Here is an 18,495-nt window from a genome sequence, read left to right as displayed (position 1 = left end):
CATCCGCCTACTCGGAGAACTCCTTCGCGACGGCCTTGCGCTGCTGGTCCTGAGCCTTCGCGGTCGCGAGGTCGACCTCGAGCACCTTGTCGTACCCGAGTCCTGTCGCGGTCTTCTGCAGGTCGGACCAGATCTGGTCGAACTGCGCGTCGCTCTCGGCGAAGGTCGCCTGCCACGACGACTGCACGATCACGGCCTTGACCTGGTTGCGCAGCGTCTCGATCTCAGAGTCGTCCGCCGGAATCGTGAAGCTCGCACCGGGGGCGACGATCACCTGGTCGTTGTTCTTCAGGTACTCCATGGTCGTCGCAGCTCCCCCCATGTGCTCCGACCAGTCCTCGGTGAGCGGGTTGGCGGTGAGCTCCTGGTACGACTCCCACAGCTTGTAGCTGTAGGGGAACCCGCTGTCCGGGTCGGTGTCGATCGGAAGCACGACGCTCACGTTCAGCGCCGAGACGCCGTCGAGGTACGCGCCGCCGCCCCACTCGGCGGGGACGGGCGCGTCACCGCTGAGGAAGACCTGCTTGCCGAAGTCCGTCAGCGCCGGCTCCCCAGCGTCGTTCATCTCCCAGGTGAGCCCCTCCGGCCCCGCGGCGCCCATGGTCTGGCTGCTGTTGGTCAACGAGCCCTCGGCCGAGTACAGCCAGTCGATGAATGCGGCCACGCGCTCCGGGTCCTCGGCCTTCGAGCCGACGGCGAGCACCTGCTTGCCTCCGTAGGCCTCTGCGCCGTACGAGAAGATCTTCTGGTCTTCGAGCGGGGCGATCATGAAGCCCTTGCCCTCGGCCATGTTCGCGTCGGTGTTATAGGCCGACTGACCGAGCCACGGCCACCAGGTGAAGAGCACCTGCCCGTTCTGCATCTTCGAGAACAGCGTGTCGTAGTTCTGGGTCGTCGACTCGGGGTCGACCAGGCCCATCTCGTTCGCCCTGTGGAAGAAGTTCAGCACCCGCTCGTACATGCCGTCGTCGTCCAGGATGCCCTGGTAGTCCGAGCCGTCTGCCATGGCGAGCGCGAACTGCACCTCGTCGTAGCCGTAGTACGTGATCGGCTGCTTGGCGTTGTTCATGAAGTTGCCGTCCCAGTCCTTGAACAGCGACAGGGCGTACACCTTCTGACCGTTCGGGGCCGTGGGCTCCAGATCCTGCATGTCCTTGAGGACCGGCAGCAGGTCTTCCAGCGTCTCGATCTTCGGGTAACCGAGTTCCGCGTACAGGTCCCACCGCAGGAACGGACCGAACGTCGGGTCGATGCCCTCTGACGACTCGGTGGGCGGGATGCTGGAGACGGACGTCGGGAACGCGTAGACGCCGTCGGCGTTCTCATTGAGCTTCTCGATCGCCTTGTCGAAGCGGCCGGCGTTCTCCATGGCCGGGTAGTAGGCGGACGTGTCGGCGACGAGCCCGCCCTGGATGAGCTCGTCGAGCTTCTCGCCCTTGTCGGTGATGATGAGGTCGCCGAGGTCGCCGGCCGAGACGCGAGTGTTGTAGAGGGTGTCTCCGCCACCGGCGACGTTCGGGGCGATGATGTTCAACTTCATGTTGAACTTGTCCTTCACGATCTTGCCGAACCAGCCCTCCTGCACGCCCATGTAGTTGGCCAGGCCGTCGAACACGTCGATCGTGATCTCCTCGTCCCACTTGCTGGGGAACGCGTCGATCTTCTCCGTGGTCTGGTCGGCGTCGCCACCGGTGCAGGAGGTGAGCAGTCCGATCGCGAGGAGTGCGATCACACCCGCCGCGGCTTTCCGCTTCAGCTTCATTGCTTTTCCTTTCTCAAATGGTGCGAGGCGCGTCAGCCCTTGACGGCGCCCAGCATGATGCCCTTCACGAAGAAGCGCTGGAACAGGGGGTAGATGAAGATGATGGGCAGCACGACCAGCACCGACACCGTCATGCGGATCGAGGTCGGCGTCTGCGAGGTGGCGGCCCCGGCGATCGCGCTGAGGTCGCCGCCGGCGTTCTGCGCCGCCTGGGCGAGGCTCGATGCCTGGTTGATGAACATGTAGAGCAGGTACTGCAGGGTGTACAGGCTCTGGTCGGTGATGTAGATCAGGGTGTCCTGGAAGCTGTTCCACTGCGCGACGGCAGAGAAGATCGCGACGGTCGCGAGGATCGGCGTCATGTTCGGCAGGTACACCTTGAAGAAGATCTGCACGATGTTCGCGCCGTCGAGCTCGGCGGCCTCCTGCAGCGATTCCGGCATCGACTCGACGTAGGTCTTGACGAGGATGATGAAGAACGGCTGCACGATGAACGGCAGCACGTACACCCAGAAGTTGTTCGTGAGTCCAAGGTTCTTCATGATGATGAAGATCGGGATGAGCCCGGCGCTGAAGTACATCGTGACGATGACGAAGCGGTACCAGAACTTGCGCGCCCACATCCGGCTCTGGGTGAACATGAACCCGAGGAAGGCGGATGCCAGCACCGTGGCGATCGTGCCGATCACGGTTCGCGCGACGCTGACGACGGCGGCCAGCGGCAGCCCGTTGAGCTGGAAGACCTGCTGGTAGTTGCCGAGGTGGAACCCGGTCGGCAGGAGCCGCACATCGCCGAGGGCGGAGACGTCGTTGGCGCTGACCGAGTTGATGATCAGGTAGTAGAACGGGTAGGCGCAGATCACCACGAGCAGCCCGAACACCGTGTAATTGACGATGGCGAACAGCATGTCTCCACCGGAGCGGTGGGTCGGGCGGTGATCGGGGCGGCGCGGGGGTCGCAGTTTCAGAGCAGCGGTGTCGAGCGCGGTCATGGTCCGGCCCCTCTCAGACGATCGCTTCGCCGCGCACACGCTTGGCGATGCCGTTGACGGTGAACAGGAGGATGACCGAGATGATGCTCTTGAGCATTCCGATCGCGGTGGCCATCGACAGGCTGTTGCCCGTCATGCCGATGTTGTAGACGTAGAGGTCGAGCACCTGGATCCACTGCATGTTGAACGCGTTCTGGAACACGAAGTACTGCTCCATGCCGTTGTTGAGCAGGTTCGCCACCGACAGCAGCAGCAGAACGAGGTAGGTCGGCATGAGGGCGGGGACGGTGATGTACCACATCGTCTGGAAGCGGCCGGCTCCGTCGATCCGCGCGGATTCGTACATCGACGGGTCGATGCCGCTGATGGCGGCGAGGTAGATGATCGCGCCCCAGCCGAGCCCCTTCCAGATGCTCCAGAGGGTCATGACCAGCCAGATGTTGTCGCTGGTGTCGAGGAACTTGATGGGCGCGGTGATGACGCCGAAGTCGGTGAGCACGTTGTTCACGAGTCCGGAGCTCGAGAACAGCGAGAACGCGATCATGTAGACGAGCACCCACGAGATGAAGTTCGGCAGGGTCGTGAGCGTCTGCACGGCGTTGCGGAACCACTTGGTGCGCACCTCGTTGAGGAACACGGCGAACGCCAGCGGGAGGATCGAGGTGAGGATGCCGAGGAAGCTGATCGCCAGCGTGTTCAGCAGCACCTGCCCGATCTGCGCCATCTGCGTCGGTGAGCTGACGAGCAGCTGGAACCACTGCAGGCCGACGAACTCGCTGCCCTCAAGGCCAAGAGCCGGCTTGTAATCGTAGAGCGAGTAGATCCACCCGTACAGCGGGAAGTAGCTGAACAGGAACACGAGCACCAGGAACGGCACGATGACGAGGAACATCCCGAACGACTTGCGCCCGCCGGCCCGCTTCTCGAGGCGCTTGCGCGCACGCGGCGAGCGCTCGCCCTTCTGATCGAGCTGCTCGGCCACGGTCCTCGTGACCGACGTGGGTGTGGTGATGGTCATCGCGTACTGCCTTTCGCGCCGGTGTACCGGACCTCCGTGAACACGACGGGAGCGCCGCCGGGAGCACCGTCGGCTCGAAGCCCGATCGTTCTGCCGAGGAAGCCACCGGCGACCTCGGTCGACAGGTAGCGGCCGTCGATGCGGTCGAGCTCGCGCTCGCCGGCGTCGTCGACGACGGTGAAGATCAGGTCGTCAGGGCCGCGGTGCGTGGGCGAGGCCGCCTCGATACGCAGCGTGACGACGCCGCGCGCCGCGGCGCTCACAGGCGCCTCGTCCCGGACGATCCGTTCGGCCGGGCCGATCCGGACGTGCAGCACTGCGCGCCCGTCGTCGACGCGGATCTCCGCCCAGTGGGCCTCGTCCATGCGCAGCCGTACCGCCGGCACTCCCCCGGCTGCCGCATCAGCGGCGACGGCATCCGCACCGCCGGCATCCAAACCGAAGACGTCGGCCTCGAATCGCCACTCGAGATCCGTCGTCCGCGCGGCGAGCATCGCCGGCGCGCCGTTCGGCGACGAGGCGGACGAGATCTGGATGCCGCGGCCCGGCACTGCGCGCGCGAACGACGTCACTTCGGCCCCGGGCGAGATCCAGCGCAGGTCGAGAGCGTCGCTGTCGAACCGGTCGGTGAAGTCGGTGGCGTCCGGGGTGAACGAGTACGCATCGGGGACGAGGACCGGCCATCCGTCTTCCCATGCGATTCCGGCGACGAACGTCTCTCGTCCGTTTACGTGGAACATCGGGGTGGTGCCGCGGGCGCGTACGCCCAGGTAGACCATCGCCCAGCTGCCGTCCGCGCATTCGACGATGTCGGCGTGACCGGTGTTCTGCACGGGGAAGACCATGCTGCGACGGGTGAAGATCGGGTTCTCGGTCGAGAGGATGAACGGTCCGTCCGGTGCGGTCGCGCGCGCGATGCTCACGCAGTGTCCGCGTTCGGTGCCGCCCTCGGAGTAGAGCAGGTACCACCAGTCGCCGCGGCGGAAGATGTGCGGGCCCTCGGGGTAGGCCATGCCCATGCCGCGGCAGATCGTGTACGGCTCGCCGATGATCTCGCCGCGCTCGAGGTCGACGCGAACCTGAGCGATGTCCGGGGCGCTGTCGTCGTCCGAGCTGTAGGTGACGTAGCAGGTGCCGTCCTCATCCCATGCGAGGTCGGGGTCGATGCCGATGATGCCGGAGATGACCGTGGCCGGCCCCCACGGGCCGGTGATCGACGGCGCCGAGGTGACGACCTGCCCTCCGCCGCCCGAGACGTCGGTGGTGATCATCCAGAAGCGGCCGTCGTGGTGGCGCAACGTCGGCGCGTAGACCCCGCCGTTCGCGCCGGCGCGGCCGGCGGGGAAGCGCGGCTCGTCGGCGAGTGCGTGCCCGACCAGGTTCCAAGAGACGAGGTCGGTGCTGTGCCACAGAGGCACACCGGGGTGGTACTCGAATGACGAGTGCGCGATGTAGTAGTCGTCGCCGACGCGGCAGATGGAGGGGTCGGGGTGGAATCCGGGGATGATCGGATGCTCCGCAGCACTGACTGCCCGCTCGTCCGCGCGCAGCGCGGAGTCGGACGGGGCCTGGCCCTGGAGGGTCGTCATCGAGTCTCCACTCACCTCTCGTCGTTGAGGACGTGTCTGCGCTGCTTCCCGCGAGGTCGAGTTCCTCAAGAAGTCGAAACGCTTCGATTCGAAAGACTAGACGGTCGATGGCGTCTCCGCAACACTTTTGGCGAAGCGTTTCGAAAGGTCGCCTCCGATGCGGTACGGTGACCGGGTGCCGCTGACTGACATGCCCCTGGAAGACCTCCGCTCGTACCGTCCCGATGTGGCCGAGCCGTCCGATTTCGACGAGTTCTGGGCGTCGACGATCGCGCAGTCGCGCACCGCGGCATCCGACCCGACGCTCGTGGCAGCCGAGACGCCGATCACGCAGCTGGTCGTCGAGGACCTCACGTTCTCGGGTTTCGGCGGCGAGCAGATCCGCGCGTGGGTGACCAGGCCGCGCAGCGATGCGGCCCTGCCCGCGGTGGTGGAGTACATCGGGTACGGCGGTGGGCGCGGCATCCCCGGCGAGCGTCTGCAGTGGGCGAGCGCGGGATACGTGCACGTGCTCATGGACACGCGTGGTCAGGGATCGAACTGGGGTTCGGGTGGGCACACGCCAGACCCGCACGGCTCAGACGGCTCGACGACCGGGTTCATGACCCGCGGCATCCTCGACAAGGACCAGTACTACTACCGGCGGGTGTTCACGGATGCCGTGCTGGCGGTGGATGCCGTTCGGTCGCTGCCGTTCGTCGATGCCGCACGGGTCAGCGTCACGGGCGCCAGTCAGGGCGGCGGCATCTCGCTCGCTGCTGCGGCGTTGAACCAGGACGTGTTCGCGGCGATGCCGGACGTGCCGTTCCTCTGCCACTTCCGCCGGTCGGTCGAACTGACGCCCGACAACCCGTACCGCGAGATCGAGCGCTATCTGGCTGTGCACCGCGAGGCGATCGAGCCGGTCTTCGAGACCCTGTCGTACTTCGACGGCGTGAACTTCGCCCGGCGTCTCGCGCGCCCCGCGCTGTTCTCGGTCGCGCTGATGGACGGCATCGTGCTGCCCTCGAGCGTGTTCGCCGCCCACAACCAGGTGGCGTCACCGGATGCCGAGATCGAGGTGTATTCGTTCAACGGTCATGAGGGCGGGCAGCACGCGCACTGGGTGCGTCAGGTCGGCTGGCTCGGCGAGCGCCTCGGCTGATCCGCCGCCCGCGTGCACTCCGCCGCCCGCGTGGCGCACGGGCGTCACGCGGCGGGTCGGAATCGTTTCGGCGGCGGATCGATCCCGCCCCACGCGTACCTCAGCGCTGTTCGAGGTCTCATCGCGAACGTCTCCCCCGACGTGTGATGCAGGACGAAGTCACTCTGACCTTGACGGGTGATCCGCCAGCCGCCGTGGTGCAAGGTCATGTGGTGATATCGGCACAGCAGAATGCCGCGATCGATGTCGGTCCGGCCTTGATCTCTGTCCCACTCATCGATGTGATGCGCCTCGCCGTATGACGCCGGCCTGTCGCAGCCTCGCCATCTGCATCCACCGTCGCGGATCGCGAGCGCGATGCGCTGTTTCGGTGTGAAAAGTCTCTGCTCGCGCCCGACGTCGAGCGGATTCCCGCACGCATCGACCGTGACAGGCACGAACCCGCTGTCGCAGATGTGCTGCTCGGCAACGACCCCGGGCATCGACACCAGGTGGTCTTCGGTGTGAGCGACGGGCGCACCGCGGCCGTCGGCGTCCACGACCTGGACGAGGCGTACGCCGGGTTGCCGGGCACCGAACACCGACTCCGCATCGGCGAACGCCCCAGCGCGCATCACGTCCATGATCAGGTCGTAGGCGAGCTGGTCGTTCGTGCGCGGGTCATCCACGAGGGACGCGGCCTGTTCCTTCTCGTCAGAGTCCACGAATCGCGGGCCACCTCTCCGGGGACGCAGTGCTGCGGCCATCATCGTCTCGAGGAACAGGTCGCCTTCGTCCTCGAGAACGATCGACGCGCGCTTCTGCCCGTCCTGCCCACGGAACGTTCTGAACGAGCGATTCTCAAACCGCGCGAGGAATCGGGCTTCAGCACCCTCGGGGTCGAGCAGATCGCGCACCGTCCGCGCCGCTTGCCACAACTCCTCGACCGTCCGCTGCGCGGCTTCGCCCACGAGATGCTCAGCCGCTTGCGACCATGCCGCCCGCGTCACCTCCTCCGCCTGGGCGAGAGCGTCAGCAGCCATATCGGCGCCCGAAGCCGGCACAGCGTCGGCTCCGATCTGGGGCGGGTCGCCCAGCCCGCGCTTGATCGCGTCGAACTGCGCCGACGTCACACGACTGTCGCGCAGCGCGTCACGGAGCGGCTGATGCCACGGCGTCGCGACCGGCCGACCGTCGCGCGACTGCCCACCCTGCGAGATGTCATCCGCAGCATCCGCCTCATCGTGCAGCAGCGCATCGTTCAGCAGCGCCTCGCCGACGCGCACCACCCGATTGGCATCCGCCTTCGTCGACCCCGTCACGTCTTGGATCAGGGACGCCGCCGACCGGTGCCCGCGCGACGCCGACAGACCCGAATGCCCGCGATCGCGCGTGGACCGCACCGCAATCACACCCGCAGCAGCGGTCTGGATCTGCTCGAGCTGCCGAGCCAGAAACGCCGTCTCTTCGAGGACCTTCACGACGTCGGCATCCGTCATCCGCATCATCGACGCACGCGCGCAGTCGGCATCGCCACCGTCGACGAGCTGCCCGCACAGAGTGGGGATCAGCGCCGCGACGTCGGTGAAAGTGGCCATACTTCATAGTCCCAGGGGGCACCGACATTCGAATGGAGACGGTTGGTCGAAGGACAGCATCCCTACCGCGCCAGCTCCGCCTCCACATCGAGCCGGCCGAGCTTGTGCGGATTGGCGATCGAGAAGATGCGCGTGATGCGTCCGCCCTCGATCTCGAAGCAGATCGCGCCGGCAAGCGCACCATCGACCTCGCCGCGGATCGCCGGGTGGCCGTTCACCCATGTCGGGCGCGCCTCGAACGGCATCCCGAGCTTCGCGAGTCCGCCGAGCAGGTAACGGCTGATCTTGTCGGCGCCGACGATCGGCCGTCGAGCAGCACCGCGCACCACCCCGCCGCCATCGGCGACCGATACGACGTCGGGGGCGAGCACATCCATGAGCCCCTGCAGGTCGCCGGAGTTGACCGCCGCGACGAACCGCGCGACGACGGCCTCCTGCTCCGCGCGCTCGACGTTCACCCGCGGACGCCGTGCCGCGACGTGCTCCTTCGCCCGGTGAGCGATCTGCCGGACCGCAGCGGGCGTCTTGTCGACGGCCGATGCGATCTCGTCGTAGGGCACGTCGAACACCTCGCGCAGCACGAACACCGCCCGTTCGGTGTGCCCGAGCGTCTCGAGCACGGTGAGCATCGCGATCGACACGCTCTCGGCGAGTTCGACGTCGTCCGCCACATCCGGACTCGTCAGCAGCGGCTCGGGCAGCCACTCTCCGACGTAGGTCTCGCGCCGGCGCGAGATGGCGCGCAGATGGTTCAGAGCCTGGCGGGTCACGATCCGCACGAGGTATGCACGCGGATCGCGCACGTCGGACTGGTCGGCTCCGTCCCATCGCAGCCACGACTCCTGCAGCACGTCCTCGGCATCTGCCGCCGATCCGAGCATCTCGTAGGCGACGGTGAAGAGCAGGTTGCGGTGGATGACGAACGGGTCGTCGGTCATGACCGCGAGCCTACGCCGACGCCTCGTGCGGGCTCGGAGGCGGCACCCGTCGCTCGCGTCGCCAGCGGCGGCAGCTCGCACGATTCCGCGTAACCCTCGGAATGGATGCCGAGCGCGACGTTCATGCGCGAACTCATGTTCATGAACGCGACCCGGGCCGCGAGCTCGACGAGCGCTGCCGGTCCGAGCTCAGCCAGCAACGCGGCCGACAACTCGTCCGTGACGGCCGGCGGGGTCTCGCACATCGCCTCGGCGTACTCCATGACGTTGCGCTCGAGCGGTGTGAAGACCGATGCTGCCCGCCAATTCGGCACCTGCCGCGCCTTGACCTCGTCGAGCCCGTCGTTGTGCGCCTTGTAGTAGTTGAAGTCGAGGCACCAGCTGCACCCGACGCGCGCGGCCGTCGCCATCACGGCGTAGGTCGCGAGGTCGCTGTCGAGCTCGTCGAGCGCCTCGATCTTGCGCCCGATGCCCATCGACGCCCGCATGAGCGCGGGGTGGTGGGCGAGAACGCCCATCGAGTCCGGCACACGGCCGACCATGCGGCGGGCGGCGAATTTCACGACTGTGCCGAAGACGCCGGTGAGGTCGGTGGGCGGGATGCGGGTCTGCGAGGTCTCGGTCGTGGGCGCGCTCTGGGTGGGCATGATGTCCTCCTGCGATCGACGGCCGGGATGGGTCCCGGTGAGTCCGTCGACATGAAGACACCGGATGCCGCGTGCGTGTGACACGTGTCGAACCTGAGTCAAGACTCGACGTCAAGCGGCAGGGTTCACGGACCCGCTATCACCGACCGGTGATCAGATGCCGCGGCGTCCCCTCGATGCGGGCAACAGCGATCTTCACCTCGACCAGCTCACCCGCGAGATTGTCCACTCGCGTACCGAGCCTGTCGATCCGCGAGCCGAGATCGGCCTTCAGCTCGGCATTGCCCGCGTCCATGCGATGGATCATCCAACCGAACGCGCCGGCGAACGCGAGCAGCATCGACACGGTGCTGATGAGCACTGTGATCGTTTCGGTTGACATGTACACCCTCCCATTGTGCCCGAGTTCCGACTCGAATGGCCGTTGCGGATGACACTACCGACGGCCCCGGACGCAAGCAGAGCGGGTCCCAAGAATCGTCAAGAAACGCTACGGAACGCCGACTGTGCAGGAGGAGTCACCCGCACGCATCACTCGCAGGCGACGCCGGCGAGGAGGTTCATCGGGTCGTTCGCGAACGACGCTCGCTGGTCGGCGGAGAGCTACTAGGCACCCTTCTGCCACGCATCCGAAGGGCGCCTACGTGGTCAATCTGCGGATGGCGGGCGATGTGCTGATCCGCAGACCGATCCCTGAGTAGGGCCGCGTCCAGCACTGCCGCGGATGCCGCGGGCGCAGTCCCCCGTGCGCTCCAGCGCGCCGACGTCAATCGTCGGCGATCACCGGCCGGTGATCAGATGCCGCGGCGTCCCCTCGATGCGGGCAACAGCGATCTTCACCTCGACCAGCTCACCCGCGAGGTTGTCCACCCGTGTGCCGAGCCTGTCGACCCGCGAACCGAGCTCATCGATCCTCGATCCGAAGTCGGCCTTCAACTCGGCCTTCACGTCGGCGTTGCCCGCATCCATGCGATGGATCATCCAACCGAACGCGCCAGCGAATGCGAGCAGCATCGACACGGTGCTGATGAGCACTGTGATCGTTTCGGTTGACATGTACACCCTCCCATTGTGCCCGAGTCCCGGCTCGAACAGCGCGAGCTTCGACGATACTGCCGAACCCGGTGCTCGATCAGAGCGGATCCCGGCATCGGTGCACAATCCTCAGGTGAACAACTACGTGCAGAAAAAGCGGGCGGCGAGCACTGCCAACAACTCGTCGATGAGTTCAATTCGCAGCCATGACGGTCTGCAGGACGCCTGACACCCGGTCCAGCGGGGCATCACTGGACAGGTCTGCTGCGTTCCAACTGCCGCCGGCAACAGAAACACCGCACATGTTCGTCGCGACGGTTTGGCAGTGATTGCCGTTATTATCTGCCGGTTGGTCCGCTAGAAAACCGATATTCTCGGACGCGGTATATGTGACCGAGATGATACTTCCGATTGAATCGCAACCTTGTGCGGCCATGCTGTCTGAGGATGAGGTGTAGTAGGCCTTGGCGTACTCCACGTTGCTCAATTCGACGCCGTCGCTCGCTACTGTTTCGCCTGCGAGTGCGCCGCCGAGGAACGTGCACACGGTTCCGCCTGGGTACATCGCAGAGAACTCGGCATACTCCGCTTCGCTGACTAACCGGTAGTCGTCGACCCGAGCGGGAAAGTTCCGACCACCCCAGGAGCCTTCGCCCTCGGTAGCGGTCCAGGCGACGGTCTGGAGAGGAGAGTCAGGTTGCCAATCCTGAAGAACGCGCAGAATCGAGGTATCGGATGAATATGTCATAGCGCACGCGTCTTGGAGGCCCGCCATCGTGTCCCAGCCCTCTTCTTCAGAGAGATCGGGGTTGCCATACGCTTCACCGATGAGTTGAATGGCGGCGTCGGTCGACTCGAGTTGGTTGAAATCGAAACACGTCGGCCAATGGCTGAATGGGAGGCCGGTCGGTTCCGTCACGATGGTCTGCTCTGTTGCCGAATCGACATCGCCACCGCCACCGCCACCGCCACCGTCGGTCACCGCAGATCCGGCCGACGTGCTATTTGCACACCCGGATACGAGAACCAAGGCGGCAGCGACAATGAATGCGCTTGAGTAGCGCCCGAGCGTGTTCAGGGCGTCGATCTTCATCTGATGCTTCTCCATTAGTTTCCTGTGCTGTGCTCGGCCGATACGAACGTGTTGCCATCGTCCTCGAAGTCGCCTCGTTCGCAGTCCCAATCGAGGCCCGTTTGGCCTGTCCATCGAGCCGAATCGGGCGCTACAGATACCTCTAGACTCTCGGCCCATCCCTCCGCGATTCGCGCGGCGTTGACACTCTCATAGCTGAGCTCGTCCGGAAGCTGAATCACCCATCCCGGGCCGCCGTTCTCGGGCACTGTTGTGAGTGTTCCGTTTACTGCCAACGTGTAGTCGTACTGCGTCCAGTAGAGATCTTCGCCCGTACGCGCCGTGCCGATTGAGATGTGCGAAGCGGTTACCTTCAGGTGATAGGTGTACTCGTTGTCGGAGTTGCCGTCTTCGCTTGTGGTCAGGCACTGCCAGTCTCCCTCGATGAACTTCGCCGGAGTGGGCGGCTTCTCTGTCTCGGGGACGCCGGCCGCGCTGCATCCGACGAGTACCGCGCTTGATACAACCAATGCCATCAGCGGACCGCCACGCCTGAAGCGGATCATTGAATCGTCAACGACGACCCTCAGTGATGTTGCGCATGAGCGGTTCATTGGGGTGCCTCCGGCCGGGTGAAGATGTTGAGATCGTCCACGGTTGGTTCCCCCTGGGGATGTCTGGCGAGAATGAGCGTGTCGTCGCTGAAGGTTCCGCCGTCGATGCGAAGAAGCGTCCAGCTGGCTCGTGCGTCTTCGGGAACGCGCAGCACCTCGTTCGACTCGGTTATCTGGCTGATGCGGTCTCCCGTGCTCGCGTCCACCACGTCGAGACCTGAGCTGTTGGTGAGCCAGATGAGCCCGTTCCACATCCCGACCACGTCTTCGACGCCGGCGGCGTGTGCGCTGTTCGCATCGAGGGAGATCGTCTCCTCACCGTCGGCGCTGCGGACGAGGAACCCAGGCTCATCGGAGCTGCCCCCGTCAAGGACATACCACGCGAATGACATGCCCCCGGTGAGCTGGTCCACGGCATACGAGTGAAACTTCTGCGCAGGGTCCAGCACGCCTCCCGTATCAATGTCGAGGAACGTGACGGGATCGGGGCCGATCCACGCAGACGCGGACTCGTAAGCGGTGAGGTACTGAGACACGGCGCCCTGAGCATGGACGGAATTCATCTGTGGCGCCGTCCACCGGATGGCACCAGTGCGCGGGTCGAAAGCGCTCAGAGTCTCTTGCCAATCAAGCGCAACCAGTCCGTTCGCCAGAGGGGCACCTGCTTCCTCTGGCCTGATGGCACCGGTTGTGCGCCAGAGCTCGCTCGCGTCTTCGATGTCGTAGCCGACGACGGCGAATGTGCCGTCCTCGAGTTCGGTGCTGAAAACCAAGACGCCGGCGACAAGTGTTCCGTATGCGGACGGATCTGCTGTGAAATCCCACCCTGGTTCGATTGGCGTGCCGACAATGCCGTTCCCGAGATCTTCGCGTAAAAGCTCGTCGCCGCGCTCGTCGTACACTCGCATCTGAACCCGGTCAGGAACAGCGTTGAGTCCGGAGGCCTCTGTAGTGACGTAGACCAGCGCCACGGCCTTCGGGTCCGAGTCGGGATCCTGCTCGACCGCCCAGTGCACTCCCGCGATCTCTTCGTCCGCAGCGACGTCGAGGTGAATCAGACCTGGCACCTGCGCCGTCATCGAATACAGATATGCCTGATCCGGCTCGTCATCCGGCCGGACGAGGACAAGTTCGGCTCCCATGCCTGATTCGTAAACGTCTCCCTGCAGCACCGCGTCGGTGAAAGCTATCGGCGCCTGCGGAGACGGTGACGCTGAAGGCGGCGGCGACTCAGCCGCCGGCGCCGGCGTCGTTGACGTCTGCGCCGGTTCTCCAGCTCCACACCCAGCCAGCGCTGCAGTGAGTGCAAGCAGCATCGCACCCGCGGGCATTGCCAGCTTTCTGATCCAGCGTCGACGACCCGCTTTGGCTCGGCGTGCTGCCGGTGAGCGTGCGTCGCTCATCGCCTCAGAGCTTCTGGCGCAGGTGTTCGCTGAACGTGCGGAATGGCTTGTACGCCGGCGCGCTCCACGGCGACACAGGGATGAACGCGAGCATCGTGTCCCGTACACGCATGTAGTCCCCAACAGAGAACTGCACTCGGCGACTTTCACCATCCGGCGCATCGGTGACCGTGAGTGTGAAGTCTCCGTGTGCGACTCGAACGAAGTTCTTCACCACGCCGGTGAAGGTCGTCGGGTTCTTCTGTGTGATCGTGAGCTTCCCGCCACCGGCACCGGCCAGATCCGCGGCGTCAGTAATCGACTGTGCGATCTTCTCCAGAGGCTTCGTCGATGTCACTGCGAAGTTCAAGGCGCTCATCTTGTCATCGATCGCGGCCATCTCACTGCTCCGTCGCATCGCGATCGGCGATACGCCGCTCGACATTGCTTCGCTTGGCTGCTTGCGACAAGCGCTGCCCGAACCACAACAGGCCCGCACCGACGGCGAGCAGGCCGAGCAGAAGAGGTAGGTCACTTGCGTAAAAGCCGACGACCACGCCCCAGATGAGGCCGATGGCTGCGAGGACGGCGCCTATGCCGATAAGCACGTAGCCGAGAACAGGACTCTTGGTTTCCACAGCGGTATCCATTCTTCGTTAGTCAGAAAGAACGGGTGCACCTACCTGGTTACCTTCGTGCCCCCCATGGCGGCGCGCCAGGCAGGCGACTTCCCCAGGCGCCATTCAAGCGTTGCGGTGTGCTCGAGGGCGTCCGGAACCGTCTGTTTCGGTTGTGTCCGGAAGTATCCGACAGCTCAGATGCAGAGGGGCTCGCCCAAGTCGATACTCGTCCCGTCAACGGTGATCGCCCCCACTGTGCACAGCCGAGTCTGAGGGGTCGGGCGCACGACGAGTGTCGTGTACGCCCCTTGCACGTTGGGCTCTGTTGCGGCCTGACGGTCTGGTCCTTGCGCGGCAGTTTCCGGATAGATGGCCACCGTCACCGAGTTACCTGAGATCTGTTCGTCGTAACGGGTGACGCGAGCCCAGCCGGCATAGCACTTGTTCGACCAGATAATTTCGAGAAGCGTGTCGTTCGTCCGCGGCGAGGACGTAGCGACTTCTGCATCGTTCACGCATTCCGTCATCGCCGGGTCCACGCCGTTGTGCACATTGATCTGTGCGCGTGGGTTCGTGGAGGCGTTGGCCAGCTCGTCGCGCACCGCCTGCGCCGCGGTGAACTTCGCCTGCTCGACGACGGTACTCGTGACCGCCCAGCTGATCCCGCCAGAGACAATGAGTCCGCATGCGAACGCTGCAGCAGCGACCATCAAGGCCGTGCGCCGTGGCCACCCCGTAGCCGTCAGACTTTCGTGTGGCTCAGTTGAAGTGTCTGCGGACTCGCCTTCGAGCAGTGACGTTGCGAGCAGATCACGACGCCGCACCCACTCGGTGCTGTCATTATCGAGCGAGCGGACAATCCTGTCGACGGTCCGTGCGGACGGGAGGCGTTTGCCACCGAAGGCATCAGAGAGAACGCTTCGTGAGATGTCGGTGTCGTGATGCAAGCGACTCAACGTGGGACTGTTGGCCTCCAGGCGGAGCGCGCGTAGAGATGCGGCGAACTCAGCGATCGAGTCCGCTTCGGGCATGTTCGTCATCTGCGATCTATTTCTCGAGGTGCAACTCGGGTGATTACCCTCTTTGAATACCACGACCGCAATTGCGCCTCCGCGTACGTTACGGGACTGATACGCATCCGGCCGCGCTCTCTCAACTATTCGCGCTGGCAGTTGTAAGTGATCTTGCGATCAGGGACGACCTGCTCGACGGTCGCTGAATCGATCGCTTGCGTGGTGATCGTGAACGAAGCGCCGGCGAACGCACCTGCTTTATCGAGAAGCCTCATTTCAAGCGACTGCCCGACGTCGGGCATCACAGCAGGGACTTCGACGTAATTGCCGCCGTCGAAGGTCCATCGGTCCGTCGAGGGGACGAAGTTCACCGTCATCGGGTCGCCGAAGCCCTCGCCGGGATTGAGCGCGATGCTGTTTCCCGTGATGATCACGTCGGCAGTCACAACGTCGGCGCTCTCCGCGACGCTGGAGGCGCAACTCCACGTTCCGATCAGGCCAGCGACTACCGATTCGGCCGGTTCGTCTGCGGCGGACTCTGACGTATCAGCCGCGCACCCTGCGGCGATCGCAACGGGGGATGGCCAGAAAGGCCGGCGGCAGGTCTGGTCGAACAACCCGAACGCGCCTCAAGCGGGCGATCCGCCGCCGCACCGACGGCGGGATCGTCCCGAACCGTGACAGTATCATCCGCCTCGTCCGCGCCGTCCTCGCCGAGCAGCCCACGACTGTGCCGAAGACGCCGGTGAAGTCGGTCGGCGGGACGCGGGTCTGTGCGGTCTCGGTCGTGCTCACGCGCTGGGTGGTCATGATGTCCTCCTGCGATCGTCGACGGTCGGGATGGATTCCCGGATCGTTCCGGACCGCTGACCGTGCGAAGAGAGACGTCCGTACGCATCACTCGCAGCCGACGCCGTCCCCGTCCCTGTCGAGCTTCCGGCTGTACCCGGGGTCGCCCGCGTAGATGGGTGCGGCGCCCGCGTTGCGGACCGCCGTGCAGTTCTCGTAGTACACGTTCGAGGGCGGCGCCGGCGCAACCGGCACGGGCTTCGCGGGCGCAGGAGCCGGTTTCGGGGGCGCCGGCGCGACGGGTACGGGCTTCGCCGGAACCGGCTTCGGCGGCACGACAGGCGCAGGCTCGGGCGTGACCTCGACGACCGGCGCCGCGGCCGCGTACTTCGAGGTCATGGCGGGTTCATCGGAGCAGCCGCCGAGCACTCGTGCGATCGCGTCGTGCTCCGCCTGGGTCACCCACAGTCCGTAGGTCGCCTTGACCGAGACCTGGCGAGCGACGTACTCGCACCGGAAGCTCTTGTTCGAGGGCAGCCAGGTGGCGGCATCCCCATCGCTCTTCTGGGCGTTCGCCTTGCCGTCGACGGCGAGGAGGTTGAGCGGGTCGTTCGCGAACGACGCGCGCTGGTCTGCGGTGAGCTGCTGAGCGCCCTTCTGCCATGCGTCCGAGAGGGCGACCACGTGATCGATCTGCACGAGTTCAGACGTCCCCTGCCCGCGCTCGAAGCCGATCGTCCGCCCGGTGAACGGATCGTCGAGGATGCCGGCGGTGACGCGGCAGGGGCCGGAGCGGGTGATGTCGGTCAGCTGCGCCGCGAGCGTGTCGTTGCGGGTGTCGCATCCGTTGCGGTCGACGTCGAGCCAGCGCTGGCCGAACTGGTCGCGGTCGTATCCGGTCTTCGGTGCGCGCCCCTTGATGGGGAGTGTGTCGAGCACCTCGAGGGCGGTCAGCCCCTCGGTCGCTGACGCGTCCGAAGCCGTGCCGAGTTCGCCCACGAAGGCGGCCGGCTCGGCGTCATCCTCGAGCGGCGTGGAGGTGGGGGTCGGCGTCGACGCCGGAGTCGCCGGTGCTTCCGTGGCGGCCGCCGGCGCCGGCTCCGCCGCTGGCGGGTTCGCAGTCCCGCCGATGACGGCGTTGGCGATGCTTCCGGTGAGGAGGAAGGCGACGGCTGAGATGGCCGTGACGATCGTCGCGACCTTGCGGTCGCGGAACCGCAGCCAGGTAGGCGTGTTCTTCACGAGCGCGACGATGCCGGTGATGAGCACGACGAGCCACAGCGGCGCGAAGATCGGTGAAAGGACCACACCGAGCAGGACGGCGGCGATACCGATCACGAGCCAGGCCCACAGCGGCATCCGACGTTTGGCGGGGCTGCTCACGTCGGGTGCGGATGGCGGTGGCAGCAGCGCGTACGCCGGCACTGCGGCAGACTGCACCTGCGCGGTCCACGCGGCGCCGTCCCACCAGCGCTGCTGGCCAGCGGCGTCGGCAGAGGGATCCGGGTACCACCCGGCCGGCGGAATCGATGTCATGTCCCCAGCTCCTTGCGAAGTCCGTCAACTGTCACAATCGACCAGCGGCATCTGCCGGTAAGCCGTTCCCAAGGTCACCCGCCCTAGACTCCCCTCATGCCCGACACCCGCACTCCCCCGTTCGCGATCGTGGCGCGCGTGCTGCTCGTGCCGTACCTCATCGGTGTGGCACTGATCGTCTGGCTGCCGGCGACCATGGCCTCGAAGGTCACCGGTATCGCCTTCCGCTTGGCGCGGTACGTCAGCGAGCACTTCGGCGTCGCTCTGGGCACGAGTTACACCGTCTTCGAGTTCCTGGCGAACATCGCGCTGTTCGTGCCGCTCGGTCTGCTTCTCGTGGCCGCCTGGCCGCGATCGAACGCCTGGGTGGTGCTGCTGATCGGCTACTCGGCGAGCGCCACGATCGAACTCGTGCAGACGCTGCTGCCGAGCCGCTACCCGACGTTGTCCGACGTCATCGCCAACACCCTCGGCACCGCGATCGGATGCCTGCTGGTGCGGTTGTTCGTCCAGCGCCGCCCCGCGCTCCGCACGGCGCCTGTCGCTGTCGCTGCGCGCTGACCCGACTTCCGATCCCTGAGCCGCCGTCCGATCCCTGAGCCTGTCGAAGGGTGAGGAAGGCCCCACCCCGTACGCTTGACCCCATGATCTTCCGTTCGTCCGACCGCCCGCCCGAGGGCATCAGCCGCCGCGAATGGCGCCGCCGGAACACTCAGACGACGCCGCCGACATCGACGACGGATGCCGCCCCCGCACCGGCCCCCGTC

Annotated in this window: 19 protein-coding genes and 1 pseudogene; 3 read left to right on the top strand and 17 right to left on the bottom strand. The window is 65.6% G+C overall.

Going from position 1 to position 18,495, the window contains the following annotated elements; all coding sequences use genetic code 11:
* Nucleotides 1–7: 7 nt before the first annotated feature.
* From LQZ87_RS14225 to LQZ87_RS14210, 4 genes are read right to left on the bottom strand one after another with little or no spacing between them, the layout of a single operon-like run.
* Nucleotides 8–1,762, bottom strand: coding sequence for an ABC transporter substrate-binding protein (locus LQZ87_RS14225; protein ID WP_230104103.1), 1,755 nt, complete (start codon nucleotides 1,760–1,762; stop codon nucleotides 8–10).
* A 32-nt stretch (nucleotides 1,763–1,794) separates the two neighbouring features.
* Nucleotides 1,795–2,754: a carbohydrate ABC transporter permease gene (locus LQZ87_RS14220; RefSeq protein WP_230104102.1), complete on the bottom strand. Its 960-nt coding sequence runs from the start codon at nucleotides 2,752–2,754 to the stop codon at nucleotides 1,795–1,797.
* A gap of 13 nt (nucleotides 2,755–2,767) precedes the next feature.
* Nucleotides 2,768–3,772: an ABC transporter permease subunit gene (locus LQZ87_RS14215; protein WP_230104101.1), complete on the bottom strand. Its 1,005-nt coding sequence runs from the start codon at nucleotides 3,770–3,772 to the stop codon at nucleotides 2,768–2,770.
* Nucleotides 3,769–5,361, bottom strand: a complete 1,593-nt coding sequence (locus tag LQZ87_RS14210; RefSeq protein ID WP_230104100.1) for a glycoside hydrolase family 43 protein — start codon at nucleotides 5,359–5,361, stop codon at nucleotides 3,769–3,771. Before LQZ87_RS14210 ends, LQZ87_RS14215 begins: the two co-directional genes overlap by 4 nt.
* A gap of 175 nt (nucleotides 5,362–5,536) precedes the next feature.
* On the opposite strand from LQZ87_RS14210, the gene LQZ87_RS14205 reads away from it, so the two are divergent.
* Nucleotides 5,537–6,505, top strand: a complete 969-nt coding sequence (locus LQZ87_RS14205) for an acetylxylan esterase (RefSeq protein ID WP_230104099.1) — start codon at nucleotides 5,537–5,539, stop codon at nucleotides 6,503–6,505.
* 44 nt (nucleotides 6,506–6,549) lie between these two features.
* On the opposite strand, the gene LQZ87_RS14200 is transcribed toward LQZ87_RS14205, so the two are convergent.
* The 12 genes from LQZ87_RS14200 to LQZ87_RS14145 form a co-directional block, all read right to left on the bottom strand.
* Nucleotides 6,550–8,082 carry an HNH endonuclease signature motif containing protein gene (locus LQZ87_RS14200; protein ID WP_230104098.1) on the bottom strand — a complete coding sequence of 511 codons (1,533 nt, stop codon included), beginning with the start codon at nucleotides 8,080–8,082 and terminating at the stop codon, nucleotides 6,550–6,552.
* A gap of 62 nt (nucleotides 8,083–8,144) precedes the next feature.
* Entirely contained in the window at nucleotides 8,145–9,020 is an 876-nt protein-coding gene (locus tag LQZ87_RS14195; protein WP_230104097.1) for an RNA polymerase sigma-70 factor, read from the bottom strand.
* Nucleotides 9,017–9,667 carry a carboxymuconolactone decarboxylase family protein gene (locus tag LQZ87_RS14190; RefSeq protein ID WP_230104096.1) on the bottom strand — a complete coding sequence of 217 codons (651 nt, stop codon included), beginning with the start codon at nucleotides 9,665–9,667 and terminating at the stop codon, nucleotides 9,017–9,019. Before LQZ87_RS14190 ends, LQZ87_RS14195 begins: the two co-directional genes overlap by 4 nt.
* A 139-nt stretch (nucleotides 9,668–9,806) precedes the next feature.
* Complete coding sequence (locus tag LQZ87_RS14185; RefSeq protein WP_230104095.1) at nucleotides 9,807–10,049, bottom strand: hypothetical protein; 243 nt, start codon at nucleotides 10,047–10,049, stop codon at nucleotides 9,807–9,809.
* A gap of 398 nt (nucleotides 10,050–10,447) precedes the next feature.
* Nucleotides 10,448–10,723 (bottom strand): hypothetical protein, encoded by a 276-nt coding sequence (locus LQZ87_RS14180; RefSeq protein WP_230104094.1) that lies wholly within the window; start codon nucleotides 10,721–10,723, stop codon nucleotides 10,448–10,450.
* 172 nt (nucleotides 10,724–10,895) lie between these two features.
* On the bottom strand, nucleotides 10,896–11,795 hold the full coding sequence (locus LQZ87_RS14175; RefSeq protein WP_230104093.1) for a hypothetical protein: 900 nt from the start codon (nucleotides 11,793–11,795) through the stop codon (nucleotides 10,896–10,898).
* Between the two features lie 14 nt (nucleotides 11,796–11,809).
* Nucleotides 11,810–12,340, bottom strand: coding sequence for a hypothetical protein (locus LQZ87_RS14170; RefSeq protein ID WP_230104092.1), 531 nt, complete (start codon nucleotides 12,338–12,340; stop codon nucleotides 11,810–11,812).
* Between the two features lie 44 nt (nucleotides 12,341–12,384).
* The gene (locus LQZ87_RS14165; RefSeq protein WP_230104091.1) at nucleotides 12,385–13,791 is read right to left on the bottom strand and encodes a hypothetical protein; all 1,407 of its coding nucleotides are present in this window, start codon (nucleotides 13,789–13,791) and stop codon (nucleotides 12,385–12,387) included.
* Nucleotides 13,792–13,795: 4 nt separating this feature from the next.
* Entirely contained in the window at nucleotides 13,796–14,170 is a 375-nt protein-coding gene (locus LQZ87_RS14160; RefSeq protein WP_230104090.1) for a hypothetical protein, read from the bottom strand.
* 1 nt (nucleotide 14,171) lies between these two features.
* Nucleotides 14,172–14,408, bottom strand: coding sequence for a hypothetical protein (locus tag LQZ87_RS14155; protein ID WP_230104089.1), 237 nt, complete (start codon nucleotides 14,406–14,408; stop codon nucleotides 14,172–14,174).
* Between the two features lie 176 nt (nucleotides 14,409–14,584).
* Nucleotides 14,585–15,430, bottom strand: a complete 846-nt coding sequence (locus LQZ87_RS14150; RefSeq protein ID WP_230104088.1) for a DUF2690 domain-containing protein — start codon at nucleotides 15,428–15,430, stop codon at nucleotides 14,585–14,587.
* Between the two features lie 116 nt (nucleotides 15,431–15,546).
* On the bottom strand, nucleotides 15,547–16,020 hold the full coding sequence (locus LQZ87_RS14145) for a hypothetical protein (protein WP_230104124.1): 474 nt from the start codon (nucleotides 16,018–16,020) through the stop codon (nucleotides 15,547–15,549).
* Here LQZ87_RS14145 and LQZ87_RS14140 point away from each other — a divergent pair.
* Nucleotides 16,004–16,124: pseudogene (locus tag LQZ87_RS14140) on the top strand (transposase); the annotation flags it as partial. The gene LQZ87_RS14145 and the pseudogene LQZ87_RS14140 overlap by 17 nt on opposite strands.
* Nucleotides 16,125–16,300: 176 nt before the next feature.
* Here the strand turns inward: LQZ87_RS14140 and LQZ87_RS14135 are convergent.
* Nucleotides 16,301–17,728: a DUF1524 domain-containing protein gene (locus tag LQZ87_RS14135; RefSeq protein WP_363317991.1), complete on the bottom strand. Its 1,428-nt coding sequence runs from the start codon at nucleotides 17,726–17,728 to the stop codon at nucleotides 16,301–16,303.
* A gap of 96 nt (nucleotides 17,729–17,824) precedes the next feature.
* Here LQZ87_RS14135 and LQZ87_RS14125 point away from each other — a divergent pair, with 96 nt between their 5' ends.
* The gene (locus LQZ87_RS14125) at nucleotides 17,825–18,289 is read left to right on the top strand and encodes a VanZ family protein (RefSeq protein ID WP_230104087.1); all 465 of its coding nucleotides are present in this window, start codon (nucleotides 17,825–17,827) and stop codon (nucleotides 18,287–18,289) included.
* Nucleotides 18,290–18,495: the final 206 nt, after the last annotated feature.

The sequence above is a fragment of the Microbacterium sp. Bi121 genome, assembly GCF_918698005.1.
Taxonomy (GTDB): Bacteria; Actinomycetota; Actinomycetes; order Actinomycetales; family Microbacteriaceae; genus Microbacterium.
This window is presented reverse-complemented; position numbering and strand designations above follow the sequence as displayed.